The organism is Dyella silvatica (assembly GCF_026283955.1).
Lineage (GTDB): Bacteria > Pseudomonadota > Gammaproteobacteria > Xanthomonadales > Rhodanobacteraceae > Dyella_C > Dyella_C silvatica.
Map to the genome: position 1 here is coordinate 14,084 of NZ_JAPDPE010000052.1, position 19,513 is coordinate 33,596.

The 19,513-nt window shown below is 59.0% G+C and carries 17 protein-coding genes and 2 tRNA genes; 8 read left to right on the forward strand and 11 right to left on the reverse strand.

Translation table 11 applies throughout. The annotated features are described in order from the left end of the window. Window positions 1-84: 84 nt before the first annotated feature. The 3 genes from rnd to OUZ52_RS11795 all read left to right on the forward strand — a co-directional run bounded on the left by rnd (window position 85) and on the right by OUZ52_RS11795 (window position 2,209). Window positions 85-1,197 carry a ribonuclease D gene (gene rnd, locus OUZ52_RS11785; RefSeq protein WP_266158594.1) on the forward strand — a complete coding sequence of 371 codons (1,113 nt, stop codon included), beginning with the start codon at window positions 85-87 and terminating at the stop codon, window positions 1,195-1,197. 65 nt (window positions 1,198-1,262) lie between these two features. Continuing rightward, window positions 1,263-1,338, forward strand: a tRNA-Ala gene (locus tag OUZ52_RS11790). A 334-nt stretch (window positions 1,339-1,672) separates the two neighbouring features. Further along, window positions 1,673-2,209: a hypothetical protein gene (locus tag OUZ52_RS11795; protein ID WP_266158595.1), complete on the forward strand. Its 537-nt coding sequence runs from the start codon at window positions 1,673-1,675 to the stop codon at window positions 2,207-2,209. Between the two features lie 93 nt (window positions 2,210-2,302). Here the strand turns inward: OUZ52_RS11795 and OUZ52_RS11800 are convergent, their stop codons facing one another. The 7 genes from OUZ52_RS11800 to OUZ52_RS11830 all read right to left on the reverse strand — a co-directional run bounded on the left by OUZ52_RS11800 (window position 2,303) and on the right by OUZ52_RS11830 (window position 6,382). Further along, complete coding sequence (locus OUZ52_RS11800; protein ID WP_266158596.1) at window positions 2,303-2,599, reverse strand: hypothetical protein; 297 nt, start codon at window positions 2,597-2,599, stop codon at window positions 2,303-2,305. A 58-nt stretch (window positions 2,600-2,657) separates the two neighbouring features. Beyond that, on the reverse strand, window positions 2,658-3,281 hold the full coding sequence (locus OUZ52_RS11805) for a hypothetical protein (protein WP_266158597.1): 624 nt from the start codon (window positions 3,279-3,281) through the stop codon (window positions 2,658-2,660). Window positions 3,282-3,377: 96 nt separating this feature from the next. Then, window positions 3,378-4,517 carry a DUF4209 domain-containing protein gene (locus OUZ52_RS11810; protein ID WP_266158612.1) on the reverse strand — a complete coding sequence of 380 codons (1,140 nt, stop codon included), beginning with the start codon at window positions 4,515-4,517 and terminating at the stop codon, window positions 3,378-3,380. 35 nt (window positions 4,518-4,552) lie between these two features. Continuing rightward, window positions 4,553-4,930, reverse strand: coding sequence for a hypothetical protein (locus OUZ52_RS11815; protein WP_266158598.1), 378 nt, complete (start codon window positions 4,928-4,930; stop codon window positions 4,553-4,555). A gap of 56 nt (window positions 4,931-4,986) precedes the next feature. Next, a complete protein-coding gene (locus OUZ52_RS11820; RefSeq protein ID WP_266158599.1) occupies window positions 4,987-5,583 on the reverse strand; it encodes a LexA family protein in 597 nt (198 codons plus the stop codon). A 68-nt stretch (window positions 5,584-5,651) separates the two neighbouring features. Further along, complete coding sequence (locus OUZ52_RS11825; RefSeq protein ID WP_266158600.1) at window positions 5,652-6,029, reverse strand: hypothetical protein; 378 nt, start codon at window positions 6,027-6,029, stop codon at window positions 5,652-5,654. Beyond that, on the reverse strand, window positions 6,026-6,382 hold the full coding sequence (locus OUZ52_RS11830) for a BRCT domain-containing protein (protein ID WP_266158601.1): 357 nt from the start codon (window positions 6,380-6,382) through the stop codon (window positions 6,026-6,028). Before OUZ52_RS11830 ends, OUZ52_RS11825 begins: the two co-directional genes overlap by 4 nt. 292 nt (window positions 6,383-6,674) lie before the next feature. Here OUZ52_RS11830 and OUZ52_RS11835 point away from each other — a divergent pair, with 292 nt between their 5' ends. Continuing rightward, a complete protein-coding gene (locus tag OUZ52_RS11835; RefSeq protein ID WP_266158602.1) occupies window positions 6,675-6,890 on the forward strand; it encodes a hypothetical protein in 216 nt (71 codons plus the stop codon). 107 nt (window positions 6,891-6,997) lie between these two features. On the opposite strand, the gene OUZ52_RS11840 is transcribed toward OUZ52_RS11835, so the two are convergent. Both OUZ52_RS11840 and OUZ52_RS11845 read right to left on the reverse strand, forming a co-directional pair. Beyond that, complete coding sequence (locus OUZ52_RS11840) at window positions 6,998-7,240, reverse strand: hypothetical protein (RefSeq protein ID WP_266158603.1); 243 nt, start codon at window positions 7,238-7,240, stop codon at window positions 6,998-7,000. 101 nt (window positions 7,241-7,341) lie between these two features. After that, window positions 7,342-8,046 carry a hypothetical protein gene (locus OUZ52_RS11845; RefSeq protein WP_266158604.1) on the reverse strand — a complete coding sequence of 235 codons (705 nt, stop codon included), beginning with the start codon at window positions 8,044-8,046 and terminating at the stop codon, window positions 7,342-7,344. A 744-nt stretch (window positions 8,047-8,790) separates the two neighbouring features. Here OUZ52_RS11845 and OUZ52_RS11850 point away from each other — a divergent pair. The 3 genes from OUZ52_RS11850 (at window position 8,791) to OUZ52_RS11860 (ending at window position 16,202) form a co-directional block, all read left to right on the forward strand. Next, the gene (locus tag OUZ52_RS11850) at window positions 8,791-11,829 is read left to right on the forward strand and encodes a TonB-dependent receptor (protein ID WP_266158605.1); all 3,039 of its coding nucleotides are present in this window, start codon (window positions 8,791-8,793) and stop codon (window positions 11,827-11,829) included. A 7-nt stretch (window positions 11,830-11,836) separates the two neighbouring features. After that, entirely contained in the window at window positions 11,837-13,312 is a 1,476-nt protein-coding gene (locus OUZ52_RS11855; RefSeq protein WP_266158608.1) for a beta-N-acetylhexosaminidase, read from the forward strand. Between the two features lie 241 nt (window positions 13,313-13,553). Continuing rightward, entirely contained in the window at window positions 13,554-16,202 is a 2,649-nt protein-coding gene (locus tag OUZ52_RS11860; protein WP_266158609.1) for an RICIN domain-containing protein, read from the forward strand. A 104-nt stretch (window positions 16,203-16,306) separates the two neighbouring features. On the opposite strand, the gene OUZ52_RS11865 is transcribed toward OUZ52_RS11860, so the two are convergent. Beyond that, on the reverse strand, window positions 16,307-18,763 hold the full coding sequence (locus tag OUZ52_RS11865) for a glucose/quinate/shikimate family membrane-bound PQQ-dependent dehydrogenase (RefSeq protein WP_266158610.1): 2,457 nt from the start codon (window positions 18,761-18,763) through the stop codon (window positions 16,307-16,309). Window positions 18,764-18,921: 158 nt separating this feature from the next. Continuing rightward, a tRNA-Arg gene (locus OUZ52_RS11870) sits at window positions 18,922-18,998 on the reverse strand. Between the two features lie 112 nt (window positions 18,999-19,110). Between OUZ52_RS11870 and OUZ52_RS11875 the strand changes: the two genes are divergently transcribed. Next, the coding region (locus OUZ52_RS11875; RefSeq protein WP_266158611.1) for an aldehyde dehydrogenase family protein at window positions 19,111-19,513 on the forward strand (403 nt) is incomplete at its 3' end.

The following is a 19,513-nucleotide window of genomic DNA, read 5'->3' on the forward strand; positions in this document are numbered from 1 at the left end:
TTGAGCCTGCTATGGTGCGGCGCTTACCATAGCCGATGACAGGATCATGAGTGAGCCTGTTTATCCGCTTTCGAAGGAACCTAAATGCCCCCTATGACCCCGGCCGCCGACTGGATCAGCTCTCGCGAAGCCCTAGAACACTGGCTTGACGGCGTCCCCGACGACGCATCGATCGGTCTCGATACCGAGTTCATGCGACGCAATACGTTTTATCCCCAGCTGGCCTTGCTTCAGCTGGGCTGGAATGAACGCTACGCGCTGATCGACCCCCTGGCTTTCGACATCGGTAACGCGCTGCGCCCGCTGCTTGGCGACGGCCAGGCCGTCACCGTGATGCACAGCGCCAGCGAAGATCTCGAAACACTGTCACCGCTCCTTCCCAGCGGGCCGAAGCAACTGTTCGACACCCAGATCGCCGCCGCCTTTGTGGGCATGGGCCTGGGCATCAGTTATCGCGCCCTGGTTGCCGAGCTGGTGGGGGTGGAACTGGACAAAGGCGAGACCCGCTCCGATTGGCTGCAACGCCCACTGACCGAATCGCAGTGCATCTACGCCACACTGGATGTGGTGCATTTGAAATCAGTGCACGAACAGCTCACCGAGCGCCTGACGCAGCGGGATCGCCGCGCATGGCATGCGGAAGATTGCGAACGCCTCAAACAGCGCTCCTGCTTTCGCGAAGGCGATCCGCAGCCACAACGCAATTTTCGCGGCGCCGCCGAATGGCCCCGAGCCCAGCAAGCCCGCCTGCGGCGCATCTTGCTGTGGCGCGACCGCACCGCCCGTGCGCTCGACCGGCCGCGGCCCTGGCTGGTCGAAGATGCCCTGGCGATGAGCCTGGCCCAGCAGCCGGCAAGCACCGCCAGCGAACTGGAGCAACGAAGCCGTGGACAGCGCGCCTTGCGCTCACCACAACGAAACGAACTGTTCGAACTGCTGCTGCCGGCCGTGACCGACGATGAAATAGCCGCTACCGCGATCATCCCCGGACACCCGCAAGGCGAAGCCAAGAAGGCCTTGACCGCCATGAAGCCGTTGATCGATACGCTGGCGATCGAACTGGATCTACCCCCCGGCCTGCTTTGTCCGCGCAAGGCCCTGGAGGAGTACGTAGTCACCACCGAGTGGCCAGATCTGCTCGAAGGCTGGCGTCGCGACCTGCTACACGACCGCCTGCACGCCTTATTGCCCGGCTAAGCGCCCCCCCCTGCCCTGGTACTTGGCGACAGCCAGATGCCGCTGCTAGTATCTGCGGCTCGTGTGGGGCGGTAGCTCAGCTGGGAGAGCGCTGCGTTCGCAATGCAGAGGTCGGGAGTTCGATCCTCCTCCGCTCCACCAAGACTGTTGATTTCATTGAGTTTTTTGATTAGTTGCGGGCAGCAAGAAATTCAGTGAAGTAACGCTAAAAAAGAACCCTTGAAGGCCAAAACCTTCAAGGGTTTTTTGTTGCCTGACTGTCGGCTTGTGTCCGATCGTTTCCGACTATTTCCGACTGCGTTACCCTGCTGTCCAGCCCCTTTTTGACCCAGATTTGGCCCAGCCCCCATGACCGAAACCTCTCCTGTTGCAGACATCTTGGAAAGTGTTCTTCGGCTATATCCCGACCGCCTGGGCGGCTCCCTCTCCATCAAGGAAACAGCGCTCTACCTGCACACAGTGCATGGCATGGGTCATGGGCAACATCGACAGCATTTACGAGGTGTTTCGGCGGAACATGCCGAAGCTCGACATCAAGGTGTCCCAACTCCCCGGTCTGGGGAAACGCATCTGGGTGTCCGCTCTGGTGGAGGCGATGGCGAAACTCCGGGATCCGGAGGCCATCCAGCCCAAGGTGTCGAATTCGACCAAGAACAAATCTGGCTTCGATGGCAAGCGGCTGGACTACGCCAACAAGACGGGCCCCGGTGCGGACAAGGGTGGCGTCACGACTGCGCCGGTTGGCTTCATCACGAAAGGCAACTTCTTGGTGGCCAACCCCAATGGGTGGCGTTGGCGCCCGCAGCGTCAAATCCCGGTGGTGCCGGTGCGCACCGAGTTTGTGTCGGAGCTGGCCACCGTGCGCTACAAGAAAGCCCAGCAACGCAGCGAAGCGTTCTGGAAAGAGGTGTGGCGAGAAATTGAGGTCCTCAGTGCGGCTCGACGCCAGGAGGAAGCCCTGGCCGCGGTGCCCACGCGCAGTCGGGTGCGTCCGCCCACTTCGCGCTCGTGAGAGCGGCCAACGAAAGTTGCGTATAAGGCAACTTTCATTGGCTTAGCTCACCGTGCAGAAAACTCCTGGCACGGTGGCCCACCCATCACGACATCAAGAGAATCCCAGCAGGCTCAATCCGGACTTGCCAGCGACGGCGCCTGCCAACAGCGCAACCATTCCCAGCACGAAGCCCACCAGCATCCCCGCCATAGCATACGGGTCCGCCGGATGATTGAACGCAATGATTCCGAATTGAGCCCCGATGTAGCCGAAGCTCAAGAAGATCGCGGACGCATAGGGAAACAACGCAAGGTTGAGCCACCACGGCAACGGCTCTTTCGGTTTCTTGGGCTTGTTCTTGTTGAACAGCGCCACATCATTTCCGGGAGGTGGAAAGATCACAGACATCGAACAACTCCTGGCGGGTTGGTGACACCAGCCTATCGCCTTTTCAACGACGTCCAAATCAGTTCGGGATCAGCCGCCCGGGCAGGGCCATCAGGTAGTGAAGGAACACGGCGCCGGTTGCTGGACGCGCGCCCAACAGCTTCATCATGTAGACGCGATCCTTGGTCAAATAGATCACCACGCCCAGGTCATCGAACTGGATTTCCTTGGCCACGCCGAGGAGCTGGCTGCGCACGTGACGCGTGCCCAGTTTGTGCATCACCTGCTCTTCGGTGTCATTGAAGGCAACGCCGGCCAGATCCGGGCACCCGCCTGCGTGACCGGTGAGGCACTCGATGCCTTCCACTTTGTCCTGACCGTCGAAGTAGACGGAAACGGTCGCGTCGGCGTTCAGTTCGTAAGTCCATTCTGGGAAATCTTCGATCTTCTTTCCGTCTGGCATCGCCCGCTTGGGATCTTGGGAGCCGGGTGTGTAGACCGGCGAGCCCATGCCAAATTCAGTCTTCTCCGGCGGGCCCACCACCGACGGCGGTGACCCGAGGCGATAGAGCACCTCCTGGCGCGTGTCGCTCCGGTGCACGCCACAATATTGGTCCAGGGACCCAATAAATCGGAAAGCCACAACGCTCATCCAGGCAAGCACTACCGCGAGCACCAACAAGCACAGCCAAAGTTGCTTCATGTTTCAGAACTCCCCTGTCGTGCCGCGAAATATGTCAGTGAATCGGTCGGCGCCTCAAACCTAAGAAGCAATTCTTCGTGATCAAGGCCAAAGGTTTCACCCTGACTGCTTCACCAGCAAAGTCACCAGCAATAAGGAGTGCACGACCAGGTTGGCCGTTCCCATGTTCAACGTCGCGCCATGCGCCAAACCGTGCGCCAGTTTGTTGCGCAGGTTCAACGCGCGTGGATCGGTGTAAAGCGCACGCAGATGGAAGCCCACGTCCTTCAATGCGCCCTCCTTGAAGAGGAGCTGGCTCAACACATCTCCGAAGCCGATGACCTTGCTTCCCGACACCTTGGGATGAGGCCGCCTGACCGACGCACCTGACGCTGCCAAGACACCGCGAAAGGCCGCTTCCACTTGCGGCACCAGGACGTGAATGGCCTTGATGGCATCGCCCGCCTTCCACGCCTCGATGCCGATGCGGATCAGGTGTTCCTGTTCTTTCTCCACGAAGGGGGACTCCATGATGACCGCCACCAGGTCGTCCACGGTCAGGCCATGCTTTTCCTCGATGCGCTGGAAGGCGGCGTGAACGAACACCTCATCGATGCCCAGGTGGTTCGCGGCCATTTGATAGGTGCGACCTTCCAGGTCGTTGTCCACGGATCTAATGGTGGCATCGGTGAAACCGTCGGCCGTCACGATCGCCATGGGGATCATCGCGTTTAACGGTGCGTCCACTTTGAGTTGCAGCACTTCCTGGGCCAGTTGATCCGGCCGCTGCAAGCACTTGATGGCCAATCGCTGCAAGCCCTCTTGCCGTGAGTCACCGGCCACATGATCGGCCCACTCGGCCATCTCATCGGGAGTCACCTCGAACGGCAGGCTCACTTCCACCATTTCGTTCTTCAATTCCTCCGATCGGCTGCGGATGAGCTGCTCGATGCGGACCACATCGTCCATCAAGCTGACGTTTCGGTAGCGCGGGATCAGGTCTTCCAGCCAGGAGTTGGCCAGCATTGCGGTGGCCTTTTCAGCGACATGCTCAAACGCCTTGACCTCCCAGCCTTTGCGTCGGGCCCCTTCGCGCACCTGATGCCAGGGCGCGGCCATGGGGATGCCCATGGCCTTCGCCGCCGCGGATCGACTGACAATGCAGCCGTCATTGTTGCTGAGCGCCACGATGGCTTTGCCTTCCAGATCCGGCCGAAACACGGTCTCGGCCGAACAGTAGAAGCTGTTGGCATCCACCAACGCGATGCACCTTCGCGGTTCTGGGGGTTCCATCAGGTCAGCGGCTCCACGTGCACGGTGCGCGTGGCGGTGGTGCTAGGCGGATGGGGCACATACATGGCCGAGATTTCACCCGCGCCGGCATTCCCCGCGCCCGGTTCCATTTGCAGATACAGATGGCCGGCGATGTGGCTGGCGTCGAGCAGGATGCCATGCGCGGTGGTGGGCGCGGTCAGCACTTGGCGCGGACCGCTCTTGCGCCAAGGCGTCAAGTCGAAGCGACCCCCATCACGGATCTGGGCCTGGTCGTCGTCATTGAAGACGCCCAGCTCGATCACGTCCCAGGTGGCCAGGGTGAAAATGTATTCGTGCTGATGCTTGACCGCGTCTTCGAGGTGTTGGCGAACGTAGGTTGGGTATTTGTATGTCATTTTGAAAAACTCCTGTGTTTGATGACTATGTATTTATGCGTTTCGAGAAGGCGTGTTCATCGTCGTCGCCCACGGTGGAAACTCCTGAGGCAGTGAGTCACCACACCCCAAACGATCAATTGCTCTGATTCGTCATCTTTGAAGGTGATCGGCTTGAAATGCGGGTTTTCAGCGATCAGCGCCGGCTTGCCGTCGATCTCGCCCAGGGTCTTGATGGTCAAATCGTTGTTCACGATGGCCACCACCACGTCTCCCTTCACCGGATTCAGCGCCTGATCGACAACCACGCGGTCGCCGTCGAAGATGCCGGCGCCATGCATGCTCCATCCAGCCACCCGAAGGATAAAGGTGCTCGCTTCATGGCCAGGGATGACCATTTCCGCCCAAAGGTTGAGGGTCCCCTCGTAGTCCGCCGCTGGGGATGGAAATCCGGCAGGCACCCGACTGATGAAGGTCACTAGGTTCAGATCAGGCGCGATGGCGACCGGCTGGGGATGCTCTACCACGGTGTCCTGGCGGAAGGCGTCCAGGTAGGTCACCACGGTCTCGACCTGCGAGAGCGGCACCCGGATTTGCTGGGTCGGCTCCCCAAAGGGTCCACCGGGTTTGCGGCCTGCGCCGGGGCGGGCACCGCCGTCTTGGGAGGGAGCCATGGGTGTCATCTTGAATTCTGTGCAGAATTCAAGATGACCACCGAGCCGGTCTCAGGAGCTGAGAGATCTCACTTCGTCCGACCGAGCCTCGCCCAGCCCTTGTTGACGGGATTCTGGGGTTGGGGCAACGCTTGATCCAGGGTGTCCCCGGCGTCCAGCTTCACCAGGGCGATGCAGGCCTCCATGTCCACCCATTTCATGTTCTGGCTGACTGCCTCCTTCCACATCTGCTGCACGTCCGCGATCAATTCCTGTCCGCGTGTGGAGCCCATGAGTTGGCTGCGCTCGATGATCGTTTCGCTGGCCGCCTTCACCGCCGGATCCATGATGAGGTTGAGGTTGTTGTGCATCAGCACTTCCAACACGGCCCGCTGCAGGACCTTCCCTTCCGGGGTGGCGGGGGATGTGGTGCTCAGCCGTTCCAGCGGTTCGCCGTAGATGCTCATGAGACCTCTCCTGTATGGATGAACTCTTCCAGTTGATCGCGGGTGACGATGCGCACGCCCTGGGCGGCGGCGTCCTTCAACTTCTTGGCGCCCGCCGTGGCCCCGGCGCACAGCATGAAGCACGCCACCGTGACCTTGGTGACCACGCTGAGCCCGGCACCCTTGGCCAGGTCCGTCAGCTCGGATTTCTCCGCGTCCGTGAATCCGGTGAAGCACACGTCCAAGCCCTTCACCCGCTTGGGCGGTTCGGTGGCATAGACGTGGTCCCAGGCCTGGGTTTCGCTCAGGGCGGCGATGTCGGTTTCCGACAACCCGCGTTTGCGCAGGATGCGCGTGACCTTCTCCGATGGCATCGGTGTCCCCTCCCCTGTTCAGTCCTTGATGGTGTAACGCCCCAATCGCAGTGCTTGAGATCGGTCGGTGTAGGCTAATCCGACCCAGGGCGCTCAGCCAACCACCAGGACCGGCGATGTGTTACTCGGCAGAGGTTTACGCGGATTTCCGCCGCTACCAGCGCTACGGGGGCCAGCTCGACATCAAGGCCTTTGTCGATCTCTTCTTCCACCACGGACGTCCAAGGAATTTGCTGAGTTCGCCCAGCTCATCGACGGCACAGTGGCCACGGTGCAGACGCAGGCGTTTCCGATGGCCAACCTGGTGGCGCTGGACCGCGCCACGAAGGGCAGCCCAGAATGGTGGGCCGCCGATCACGTGGTGACTGAGCAAGCGGTGGAGCGGTGCCGATTGGGCGTGGGCACGGTTGAAGGGTTCACCGCGTGGCTCCTCTCCGTGAACCACCGCCACTTCGATGACTACCTGGCGATGGTGAACGATCGGATCAATCGCTTCCAGCGCGTTTAGTCCTTGGCGAAGCTCGGCACCGGGACCTTGGCGCCGTCGAGGCACTCGTCCGTGAGTTTGGCGTTCTCCATCGCCAGGGTCATCATCTTCGCCTGCGCGCTCTTGTCCTAGATCGAGGGCAGCATGGGCCCGAAGTCCTGGAACGCACCGCGCTCCAAATCGCCCATCGGCTTGCCGGCCAAGTAGGCGTTCATGGCGCTCGACCGAAGGCCGTCTTTCATGATGCAAAGCTTGATCGCATCGCGCCGGTAGGACGTGCTTTCCATCGAGGTCAGTGTGGTGCGCAACGTGGCGTTTTCGCCCTTGAGGTGGTTGAGCTCCTGCTCGTCGTTCTGGTAGTCCTTCACCATCGCGTCGATCTGGCCATTCGACCACAACTTGACTCCGCCACCGGCGATGACAGCCCCACCACGAGCCCTAACAACACTCCTTTCATTCCCTGCTCCTGCGATCAGTCAAGATCAATGATGGGGGTGACGCGACACTTGCATTCCGGTCGCACCCCCGGCCGTTCCACCACACCATCGAACGCCAAACCCACCGCAAGAGGGAAGCGTCGATCATTCAACGTGCGGTGCGCGGTGGCGTGGGTGGCACAGTCCGTCCAGTCGCCACTCATCCATTTTCCCTCGGTGATAGCGTTGTCCAGCATGCGCTGGGTTTGATTGCGCACCAGTCCAACAAAGCTGAGCCAATGCATCACGCCAAGCACCCCTTTGTCCTTCCGGCCGAATTGGCCGATGGCCTGCCCCACCAGGGCCTTGACCTGTGGCCCGTTCCCCGGCTGCGCCAGGATGCCCTGAGCCACGGGATCACGCACCTCGCCGGCCACCATGGCCTCGTAGAGGTTGCGCGTGATTTCGGCCTGCGTTTCGGTGAGCCCGAAGGTGACCATCAACTCATCGCTGCTGAATGTCGGATACCCGCTGAGCCGAGGCTTGGGGAGTTCTGGCGGTGTTGCGCTTTTCTTCTTCAACCATTCAAACACGTCTTGCTCCTCACCGCTGACTGACCAGGCGGCCTGCTTCCTTCTGTCGTTCTTCGTAGCCGCGAGAAAACGAGACTCCGCTGACACAGTCAGTGATGAAGTCCACGACACAGCGACGACTTGCTTAGTGCCGTCCAGTGTTTGATCTCCATCTCTCTCGTTGCTCATGAGTCTCTTCTCTTCGAAGTATCACCTCAGCACGAAACCCCTGGGTCCTTCAGTCGGGTTCTTCAGTCCGTTTCGTCACCAGCTCTGCCTGTCGATGCCATCGCGCACATAGGCGATCTTCGAATGTCAGGGCGACCAGCCGTCACACGTGACGCCAATCGGCCCCGAATCGAAAGAACTTACTGGCACTTGAAAGTTTCATTTTGCTTCGATTACCTTCTAATTGCTGGAATGTCATGAAAAATACTTTCATATGACATCTTATTGTTTTGATTTGTTGCCTTTACCTGGATCTCGGCCCCCTCCCGTTACAGCAAGACAGGAGCATCGGCGCCCGGACCCATGGCGAATTGCGCCATAGATGCTCGCGGTGTTGTCCAGTGATGAAGGGATGACGATGTCGGAAACGACACCCAACTCCTCGGTGCTAGGGGTCGGTCGATGCGCAATCGCTCGAGTGCCCACTCTGCGTCACCAAGGAATTGGCTATTGATCCTTGAAGAGGGAAAGGAACGAAGACCTGAAGGGACGTAAGGCAAAAGGGCAAGTAAGAGGAATGGGCACGATTCGGGAAACATGCGGATCGCAGCCAACGCAAGGACAAAGCCACGTTCAGATGTAAACGCGCGTCGACGGCACTGCGGGGGCAGTGTTGAAACGAAACGAGTGAACTTGCCGTGGCGATCACCTATGGCTGCCGCGGATCGATCCAGATGTTTTGCCATCAGATGGGGAGAGCAAGCAGTGCGTGCAGAACTGGAAATACAAGAGCCGTATCATCGTCGCAGTCAAATCTGGGGGCGAGCAGCACTAACGCGTCGCACCGCACTGTTCACCGCCATGTCGTTGTGCCTTTTCGCAGGCAGCCAGCATGCCTTGGCGCAAAACGCTATCGCAGCCAATGCAGGTGCCCAGACGACTGCCGATCCATCGGTCGTTTCGAATTCGGGAAACACCAAGAAGCCTGACGAAAACAAGGCTTCGGACAAGAAGCCCGTGGTGTTGGAAGCTGTTTCCGTGTCGGGAATTTTGGGCAGCTTGAACAGAACCATCGAAACGAAACGCGACGAGACGGCGGTAGTCGATGCCATTTCAGCCGAGGACGTCGGCAAATTCCCCGATACCAATCTGGCCGAATCACTGCAACACATCACTGGCGTACAAATAACGCGTGACGGCAATGGCGAGGGTCAGTACGTCACCGTGCGCGGTTTGCCGACCGACTTCACCCTGGCTACGTTCAACGGCATTTCGACCACCAGCGTGAATCCCGGTGTGCGTACCTTCGATTTCAATCTGATCTCGCCCGACTTTGTGCAGACGCTCAAAGTCTACAAGTCGTCCCGTGCCGATCTTGACGAAGGCGGTATCGCGGCAAATGTCGACATGGAGACCGTTTCGCCATTTGGCATAGGCAAGGAACGTACCTTGCTTACGGCCAAAATGCAGGGATCGCCAGGTGAGACCAGCAATCGCAACTACCCAGATATCACCGGGCTTTACAGCAACGTGTTCGACAACGGCAGGTTTGGCGTTACCGTCGGATTCGATTGGAACAAACGGTTCTTTCTGAACCAATCCTCGGATGCGTCCCCGCTCTATGGCGTAACCATAAACGGCAAGGGGCCTTATTACGCGTATTCGGAAACCGGCTATAGCAACCAGCAATCCAAAATCGATACCCGAACCGGCTATGTTTCAGTTCAATGGAAGCCTATCCAATCCACCACGGCGACGCTGACAGGCTTCTACGCACACAGGGACAGTTACTACGCGACCGCCGATTTTGGTGTTGTTCCCCTGGAGCCCTACGGTCAATCGACCTATAACGGCCCTGGCGCCGATTACAGCGTCGATAAAAACGGCGTGTTCACTCGATTGAACATGCCCGACGTCGCGTACACCTTTTACAACACCGTCTCCAACGATCGCTCGACGATGAAGAATCTAAGGCTTAACGTCGCTACCAGGGTGGGAAACTGGGATTTCAGCGAGACGGCCCAGTACAGCTCATCGCACGATACGCTGGCATGGGTGCGGCCGCTATTGATTAATTCCGCCGTGGCCAATCAAACGCCTACACCTGGCGCTCCGATCTACGGCGGTTATCAAATTTATCCGGGAGCCGCTGTCCAAGGCTATCTGCTGGACCCTTCCATCAACGTCTCGAATGCCACAAGTTGGGTCAATCAGCAGTTCAAGGATGTTTATCAAACCAGTGGCGACACCCTCAAGTCGCTGCAAGCTGATATCACCCGAAGCTTTAACGAAGGCGTCATTCAGTCGATCAAATTCGGCGCAAAGGTTTATAACCGAGCGCGCCCCTTCAATTACAACTATTGGGTGTATGCATTCCCCGCGGGCAATGCCAATTTTCCGTTTTCAGCTGTAACGCAGTCGCCCTCTTGGGCCAACAGCGTGCTCGGCAATTACAACGGACCGGGAGTCAGGCCATCCAGCTTGTTTTTCATCAATCCAAACCAATGGATCAATCAGAATTTCGGCTCCCTGGACGGCTTCCGTAACAATCCTCAGACCCAGCTTATAAGCAACCCGGGAAATCACTGGGACATGGTCGAACGGGGGCGCGACGCCTATGTGATGGCCAATTTCGGGTTTAATGGCGCTGTTCCCATATCCGGTAATTTCGGCGCCCGTTACGTCGATACGACCGAGCAATTTCTCTATAACGCCTACAACCTTGCCAACATAGTATTCCCGCCATGCCAGATTGGCGTCGCGGGCTGTGAGGGAGCCAAATTTCCACCGGTAACCAAGACCGACCAGCGCGGCGGCAGCCATGAGGTTCTTCCCAGCCTCAATGCCGTCGCGGACCTGGGCAACGACATGAATCTGCGTTTCGCTGCAAGCAAGACCATCTCGCTGCCCACGATCGACAGCATGGTTCCCGTACCTACCATCAACATTGATGCCTTTCTTATTTCCGAAGGCAACGCGAACCTCAAGCCATTTTCTTCGATAAATTACGACCTGTCCTGGGAGTGGTATTTCCGTTCCTCCTCAATGCTGTCCCTGGCCGCCTACGACAAAAAAATTCACGGCTTCATTCAAGAAGGCGCGGCCACCCAGAATATCGGCGGCTACACATTTCACGTCAGCTACCCGGTCAATGGCAGCAATGGCTATGTGCGGGGCATCGAAGCGGACTACAAGCAAGCCCTCGATTTCCTGCCATCGTTCTGGTCCGGCTTTGGTTTTGAGGTCAATGGAACCTATTCCAAAGGACAGCAGGATGCTGCCCCTCAATACAACATTGTCGCCACCTCGTTTCCCGGTTTGAGCAAATTGACCTACAACGCCACGCTGTTCTACGAGAAGTACGGTTTCAGCGGGATGATCACGCTCAACCATCGTGGTCAGTACATGATCGATCAGAATTTGTGGGGCCTGAACACTACGGAGGAAATCGGAAACTCGCGGACCCAGGTGGATATGCAGGCGCAGTACAAGATCGATGATCACGTCGCGATCTTTCTCGACATGAAAAACGCATTCGACAAGCCGCATTCGCAACGGGCCAAGCACGCAGTATCCCGGCTCATGGCTGGACAACGGTCGCCGCGTGATGGCTGGCGTCACAGTGAATTTCTGAACGTCTTGCTGACCACGGGAGAATGGCTTGAAGCCGGACAATGTGGAAAACATGCCGCCCCTATGGACCAGGAAGCGGAACACGTTAAGCGTGTGCTTGGTACTGGCGACGTTGGCATTCGTAGTCGCAGGTTGCACGAAGGCGGCCGAACGGCCGCAGCATCCTTTTGAGCCCGACGTGGTGCCGAGGTTGCGCGCGTGGACATCGGCTACGGGCCAGTGGGAGTTGCAGGCCAATACACGCGTCGTGGTCGGTGGAAGCGAGTTTGCCGACACCGCTCGGCAATTGGCTGACGACCTATTTGCGGAAAGCGGCGTCCATATGGCCATGGTCGCGGGCGTGGCGCCGCGCACAGGCGATATTGCGCTGAGCGGGATCGCCGACCCATCTCTGGGCACGGAAGGCTATGCGCTGACCATCGGCGACCACGTGCAGATCAGCGCGAACTCACCCGCTGGTGCGTTCTACGCGACACGCAGCTTGCTGCAGATGCTGCGCGCCGATCCAGCGCATCGACATGCGCACTTCGGCGATGCACGCGATTGGCCGCAGTACCGCGAACGTGCCGAGATGCTCGACGTCGGTCGCAAATTCTTTCCGCTCGACTATCTCAAGCTGCAGATTCGCCGTGCCGCCTGGTACAAACTCAACACCTATCATTTTCATTTCAGTGATTGGGCGGCCTTCCGGATCGAGAGCCAGCGTTTCCCCGGCCTCGCCGCCAAAGACCATTACACCCAGGCACAGATCCGCGACCTGGTCGCTTATGCCCGGCGTTACCACATCACGATCGTTCCCGAGATCGACATACCGGCGCATTCCGTGGTGTTCAGCCGTTTCAGGCCCGCACTGGCCTTGCAATGCGAGTCGATGTCAAAGCCCCATCCAGTGCCATGGGAGGGCGCGGACAAGGGCGGCTGGACTCTGGACGTCACCAAGCCCGCGACGCGCGAATTTGTCGCACAACTACTCGATGAAATGATCCCGCTGTTCGACGGCCCCTATTTCCATGTCGGCGGCGATGAAATTCCCTATGACGATGCGAAGGCCGCTTGCCCTGAGCTTGTCCGTTACGCCCGCGACCATGGGTTGCGCTACCCCAACGATGCCTTCATCGAATTCAGCCATTGGCTGGATGGCGAGGTGAGGCGGCACGGCAAGATCATGCAGCTGTGGCAATGGTGGGATTTCAAGCAGCACTACAGCCTTGAGCCGTCGAAAGACATCTACGTCAACGAATGGCTGGCCGACCCGCTGAAACGCGCACAGTCCGGATATCGGGTCATCGGTACCGACGATGGGGTTTTCTATGAATGCCCTGGCCTGCGCAAGCCACATCCCGGCGACTATTGCTATGCCGATCCAGGCAGGATTTACGACTACGCCTATGGACAGCACGCCCTGTTGCAAGGCTACAAATACTCGCGCTGGAACGATGGCGCGCAGCAAATGAGTATCAATTTTCTCGACCAGCGCGCGCAAGCGCCGCGGCAGGCCTTCGCTGATCGCGTCTGGGGCGGCCCGAAATATGCGTCAGTCAACCTTCTGCTGCAGAGCGCCAAACGTATCGGCGATGTCGCTGATGACCCACTGACCGCCACCTCGCTCACGCCCGGAGGCAAAGGCACGGAAACACCCCTGCAGGACCGTTGAGATCGACATGGATATCGTGAAGTGGGCGCACGCTCAGGCCTCAGCCTCATAGATAAACGCTTACGCAGGCGAGGTAGCTACCGCCTGTAACCCCGCAAGTTCGCTGCATGAATTACGTCTTGATGAGCCTTACCAATCGCTGGGAAATCCAGCTAAACCGGAGGTGTGCAAGATGAAGTTGATACGAACAATGCAAAGATTCGCCGTGGGGGGCGGAATACTGATCTCAGTCGGATTAGCCATGTCCGTGTACGGCCAAACGCTGCCCAATGGAACCTACAACGTCGCTAACCAGAGTAGCGGCCTGCTTTGGGACGACCCTGGATCTTCCACACAATCGTTGACCCATGTGGACTTATGGTCAAATAACGGCGGCGGAGCAAACCAGCAATGGAGGTTTGCGCTGCAAAGTGATGGCTATTACCAGATATTGAACCAGGCGAGCGGCCTGGCTCTAAACAACCCTGGCTCAAGCACAGCGGCAGGTACACGGCTGATTCAATACGCCTGGCTACCGGTAACACCGAATGCCGAGTGGTCGGTCAAGCCGGCACCCATCGGCGGTGGATGGATTGTTACCAACAGGCAGAGCGGCTTGGTCGTGGGGCCTGCCGGCAATACGCAAAATACCAATATCGACCAGGAGACACATGCCGGAACGGCGGCGCAAGTGTGGACGATCGGGAACTGCGCAGCAGGAGCTATCACGCCGTACATCAGTACACCTGCCAATGGATGGCAAAGCGTCGCTGCAGTCCATGTCAATTCGATTTCGGGCATCAATCTTGGTCCACAGCCGATGACAGGAACGTGGAGCTGGACTGGACCCAATGGTTTTAGAAAGAACACGCGTGAAATCGACAACATTCCGCTTACCGCAGGAAAGACGAACTATTTCGTCGCTACCTACAAGAGCGCATCCGGGTGCACCAGCACCGAAACGTTTGCGATTTCTATCGGTACAGCGCCTACCCTCTCGATCCAGCCGATTGCCAGTCAGACTTATCCCGAGGCAGCGTTTACTCTCTCGGCCTCTTCAAACAGCCCGGGTGCCATAACCTTCTCGGTGGTAAGCGGGCCAGCCACGATCTCCGGGGATCAACTCACCGTGGTAAGCGGCGGCAGCGTGGTTGTTCAAGCGACTCAGGCCGCGTCAAGTGGATATGACGCCGCCACCGCCACCACCGGTTTCAATGTTTCGACGGCGATGTCGAAAACGTTGACGTTCAGCAAAACCGGCTCGGCCGCATCTATCGGCCCAGCATCGGATTCGCCGAACTTTAATTTCCTCGACAGCAACGGACAGTTCTTCCTACAGAACGCTTACAGCCAATACGACACAACCCCAGGCGACCACATCTGGGATTTCTATACCGGAGCGAATGCATTGGATTCAAGCCTCGCGCTATCGTCAGGCAACTCGCAATACAACACGCAGACGTTGTGCACCACCGACAGTCCCGTCTACACCGATTACTACACCAATACTGGACAAAGCCCGGGCCCCGGGGCTTATGCGGACGGTAACTTTTGCGATGCGATCGGCGTGTGGGTCGATCCGGACACAGGCAACTGGTACGGCATCGTCCACAACGAGATCTATCCCAATAGCTACCGCGTGGACGCGCTGTCCTACGCTGTGTCGACCGATCATGGCGCGACCTGGTCACAAAAAACACCGATCGCCACATCGGCCTATGGCATCAGCGATAGCAGCGTGCCCTACCACGACTACGGCGACGGCGATCCACGCCTTCTCGTCGATACGGCATCGGGCTATTTCTACGTCATGTACCTAACTCGAGTGCAAGATGTGAACGATGCATCGCACAACTTTTGGACGCGCATCATGCGTGCGCCGATCAGCCAGAAGTTCGCCACCACCTCGTGGCAGAAGTACTACAACGGCGGCTGGACGCAGAGCGCTGGCATCGTGTGGGTCTGCGATGCATACGAGACAACGTGCGCACAAGGCCTAACCGCTGCGAACTTGGAAAGCAATATCGGCCCTGACGGCGATCCTACCAAGGCGGAACAAGTGAAATGGCCGGCATCGGCACGATCCGCAGATGACCTGAGCGGTTTTACCAACCCACTTCTTGGTCTGCAGCTCTCGTGGAACGTCTACCTGCAAAGCTATATCACCGCGGGTTTCGATGGCACCAACATAAATTTCTACACGACGCCGGACCTTGTCAGCGAAGCCTGGACGTACGCGGGATCGGCGCCCTACGCCGCGAGCGGCCCCTGGTACACATGGATGCTGGATGCAGGCAACCAGAGCTCAGCGCAGGTCACCGGCAAGTCATTTTACGAGTTCTGTGTCATCGATTGCAGCACATATGATTCCGAGTACACGCCGTTTTCCGTCAGTCTGAATTCCGGTACGACCGTACCGGCGTACTACACCGGTTACAACGGGGTGACGAGTTCCACCAACACCTATGTCATCACCCATGCAAACAACCCTTCGACCACAGCAACCGCAGCCAGCAGGTGGACCTTCGTGCCGGTCGGTGACGGTTTCTTTTACGTCAAGCAGGGTAGCCAGTATCTGCAGGTAGCGGATGGAGACACTGGCCGCGAGTGGGGTGCGCTGGTGAGCCTCGCCGCGCCCATGGCATCGGGCATGTCGGCACCGGAGTTGTCGCGTCAGCAGTGGCGGTTCGAGAAAATCACCGCGATTGGCGGCGTCACGCCATCGGTGCCGCAATATCGCCTGATCAACCGCTACAGCAACTCGGCGCTGAGCTTCACCTCGACAGTTTTCGACTCGGGTTACTTCGGTTTGGCAGTCACCGCCCCGATGCGCGACTGGGACCCCTCTGCGGGCTCGACTTACAGTTCATGGCACGCCGCGGATCAGGAACTGATCTTCATTGCGCAGTAGTCACGGCGGAAACATGCAGCGGAAAGGATTCCGCTACATGTCTTCGTTTCCTCAGTCGAGCCGTCAAAACTAAAGGGCGGGTCATCAGCCAGCGGTGACGCGAGCTACTTGGCTGGCGTCGGCTGCGGCAACGCGTAGGCGATCACTGCGTCGCCCATCTTGGTGCCGAGTGAACCGTGCCCGCCCGCCATGATCACCACGTACTGGCGCCCCGTCTGATCCGACACATAACTCATGGGCGTTGCCTGCCCGCCTGCAGGCAGGCGTGATTGCCACAAAGTTTTCCCGGTACGCACATCGTAGGCACGCAGGTAGTAATCCAGCGAGGCACTCATAAAAGCCACCCCACCGCCGGTGGTCATCGCGCCACCCAGGCTGGGCACGCCCAGCGGCAACGGAATCGGCAACGGCGCGTTGTCGACCACGGTGCCGTTTTTATGCATCCACACCTTCTGCATGGTTTTCAGATCCACCGCGGCGATGTAACCCCAGGGCGGCGCCTGGCAGGGAATGCCCAGCGGTGACAGCAGCGGATGCAAATCCACCGCGAACGGCGTACCCGTCATCGGCTGCAGGCCATGCTCAGTGCCGGTACCACCCTTGGCATCGACCTTGTCGCGACGGTACAGCTTGGAGACGAAGGCCATGTAATTGGGATTGCCAATCATGATCTGCCGTACCGGATCGATCGCGATGCCACCCCAATCGAATACGCCGTAATTGCCCGGGTAAACCAGCGAGCCCTGCTCCGATGGCGGCGTGAAAATGCCGTCGTAGCGAAGCTGCTTGAACTTGATCCGGCAGACCAGCTGATCGAAGGGGTTGGTGCCCCACATGTCGCTTTCACGCACCGTACGCTCGGGCTTGAAGGTCAGCTCCGAGAACGGCTGGGTCGCGGCGCTGTGATCGCCTTCGGCGGCACCTTGCGGCACCGGTTGTTCAGGCGCCGGCACGATCAACTTGCCGTCGCGGCGATCGATCACATACAGATCGCCGCGCTTGGTCGAGGCGATCAATGCCGGCACCTTGCCCTCTGGCCGGTCCAGATCGACTAGGCTTGGCTGGCCGCCGATATCCATGTCCCATAAATCGTGATGCACGGTTTGATAGACCCAGCGCAACTTGCCGGTGGCGATATCCAGCGCCACGATGGCGCTGTTGAAGCGCTCTCCTTCGGGATAGCGATCGCCACCCCACATATCCGGCGTCTGGTTACCCATGGGGATATAGACCAGCCCCAGCTTTTCGTCGGCGCTGGATACGCTCCAGGAGTTCGGCGAGTTGCGCTTATAGGTTTGCCCGGCCTGCAGCGGCGCGGTTTCATCGGGGTTGGCCGCATCCCAGTTCCACAGCAGACGACCGGTATCGATGTCGTAACCACGAATAACGCCCGACGGCTCATTGGTGGAATCGTTATCGGTCACGCTGGCCGAGACGATCAACACATGCTGGGTCACCAGCGGCGGCGATGTCGGATTCAAAAAGCCGCGCTCAGTCATCGACATGCCCTGATACAAACCGATCACCCCGTGATCGCCGAAATCCGTGCAGGGCTGGCCATTGTCGGCATTGATCGCAACGATGGTGGCATCGGCCGTCGGCGCAAAAATACGCCGCGGACAACTGTCGAAATGGATCGACTCCATCGCTACCGCGCCTTTCGGCGTGGGCTTGGGTGCCACCGGAGCCACAGGCGCCGACTGCGCCGCATACGCACTGGAATCGTAATAAGCCACGCCACGGCAAATCATGTGCTGATACGTTTTGGCGTCACGATTGATCTTCGGGTCGTAGCGCCAAAGCTCCTTGCCGCTGTCCGGGTCGAGCGCGATGACAATGTTGTGCGGCGTGCAGATATACAGCTTGCCATTGGCCTTGAGCGGCGTGACTTCGTTGGCGATTTCGGTGGGGTCGCCCTCGCCTTTCAAGTCGCCCGTGTGAAAGGTCCAGGCCACCTGCAATTGCGCCACATTTTCCGGGGTGATCTGTTTCGCCGGTGCGTAGCGGTCACCATAGGCCGAGCGGCCGTAAGCCACCCAATCGTTGGCCGCCACATCCGGCGCACCGGCCGTACTGCTTGCAGCCATGCTGGCATCGGGCACCACGCCAGCGATGGTGTGGTAATCCTTGAAATAACCGAGGCCCCCAACCAGTACCGCCAGCGCCACCGCCACCCATAGCGGCAGCGATGCCTGCCTGTAAGAAGCCGTGCGATCCGACCCCACCACCAGGCGCCGATGAATCCAGGGCAATAGCAGCCACACCCCGAGCGCCAGCCACACTGCGATGCGTGGCACCAGTTGCCACCAGTCAAAGCGGACTTCAGCGACCGACCACAGCACCGTGCCGATCAGCACCAGCGCGTAAAGCCCCAGCGCGGCCCGCCGCTGGCGCAGCACCAGCCAGCCAGTTGCGATCACCCCCAGGCCAGCTACCAGGTAGTAAAACGAGCCGCCAAGGGCCAGCAGCCATACGCCCCCCACCGCCAAAACCAGGCCGAGCAAGATGAACAACACGGCCGTTATCCACAACAAAGGGCCTGATCGCGAGGTAAGGGTCATGACGCTCTCCTTCGGTCGTGGGCTATATCGTGCACCCCGATATATCACGAACCAAGTCAACGGCAGCCGTTCAAGCAGGGAAATGAGCGATATGGCAGCCGCTATCTGGCATGGCAGATACACGGCAAGCGCCGCCAGGACCTGTGGCACGAAAGAAATGGTGCCCCCGATACGATTCGAACGTACGACCTGTCCCTTAGGAGGGGACCGCTCTATCCAACTGAGCTACGGGGGCAGCGGCGGGATTTTGGCATGGATCGCTATTTCGCGCGATCCGGTCTTAACCGACGGCCTGCTAGAATTGCGGTTTTCCCACGGCGCCGTTGGCGCCAGGCTCAGGAGCACGCATGTCCCACGAAATCCTCAAGGCGCTTGGTCTCGGTAGCGAGCAGTCTGGTACCTACCTCGGTCAAGGCGAATGGTCCAAAACTACCGATGCGGGTGCGCTGCAGCCGGTGAATCCGGCCACCGGCGAAGTGATTGCCACCGTGCATGCCTCCAGCGCGGCCGACTACGAAATCATCGTCAAGCGTGCGCAAGAAGCCTTCAAAGTGTGGCGCACCACCCCGGCGCCGCAGCGTGGCGAAGCGGTTCGCCTGTGCGGTGAGGCGCTGCGCAAGCACAAGGATGCCCTGGGTTCGCTGGTGGCGCTGGAAATGGGCAAGATCAAGCCCGAGGGTGACGGCGAAGTACAGGAGATGATCGACATCGCCGATTTCGCCGTGGGCCAGAGCCGCATGCTCTATGGCT

Excerpts from the sequence above, each read along its gene's own strand:
- OUZ52_RS11805 (WP_266158597.1), bottom strand. The coding sequence starts at position 3,281 with ATGAAGCAACTTTGGCTGTGCTTGTTGGTGCTCGCGGTAGTGCTTGCC.
- OUZ52_RS11800 (WP_266158596.1), bottom strand. The coding sequence starts at position 2,599 with ATGTCTGTGATCTTTCCACCTCCCGGAAATGATGTGGCGCTGTTCAAC.
- OUZ52_RS11840 (WP_266158603.1), bottom strand. The coding sequence starts at position 7,240 with ATGGTGAAGGACTACCAGAACGACGAGCAGGAGCTCAACCACCTCAAG.
- OUZ52_RS11820 (WP_266158599.1), bottom strand. The coding sequence starts at position 5,583 with ATGGCTCCCTCCCAAGACGGCGGTGCCCGCCCCGGCGCAGGCCGCAAA.
- OUZ52_RS11845 (WP_266158604.1), bottom strand. The coding sequence starts at position 8,046 with ATGAGCAACGAGAGAGATGGAGATCAAACACTGGACGGCACTAAGCAA.
- OUZ52_RS11865 (WP_266158610.1), bottom strand. The coding sequence starts at position 18,763 with ATGACCCTTACCTCGCGATCAGGCCCTTTGTTGTGGATAACGGCCGTG.
- OUZ52_RS11830 (WP_266158601.1), bottom strand. The coding sequence starts at position 6,382 with ATGCCATCGGAGAAGGTCACGCGCATCCTGCGCAAACGCGGGTTGTCG.
- OUZ52_RS11815 (WP_266158598.1), bottom strand. The coding sequence starts at position 4,930 with ATGACATACAAATACCCAACCTACGTTCGCCAACACCTCGAAGACGCG.
- OUZ52_RS11835 (WP_266158602.1), top strand. The coding sequence starts at position 6,675 with ATGGCCAACCTGGTGGCGCTGGACCGCGCCACGAAGGGCAGCCCAGAA.
- OUZ52_RS11795 (WP_266158595.1), top strand. The coding sequence starts at position 1,673 with ATGGGCAACATCGACAGCATTTACGAGGTGTTTCGGCGGAACATGCCG.
- OUZ52_RS11825 (WP_266158600.1), bottom strand. The coding sequence starts at position 6,029 with ATGAGCATCTACGGCGAACCGCTGGAACGGCTGAGCACCACATCCCCC.
- rnd (WP_266158594.1), top strand. The coding sequence starts at position 85 with ATGCCCCCTATGACCCCGGCCGCCGACTGGATCAGCTCTCGCGAAGCC.
- OUZ52_RS11860 (WP_266158609.1), top strand. The coding sequence starts at position 13,554 with ATGTCCGTGTACGGCCAAACGCTGCCCAATGGAACCTACAACGTCGCT.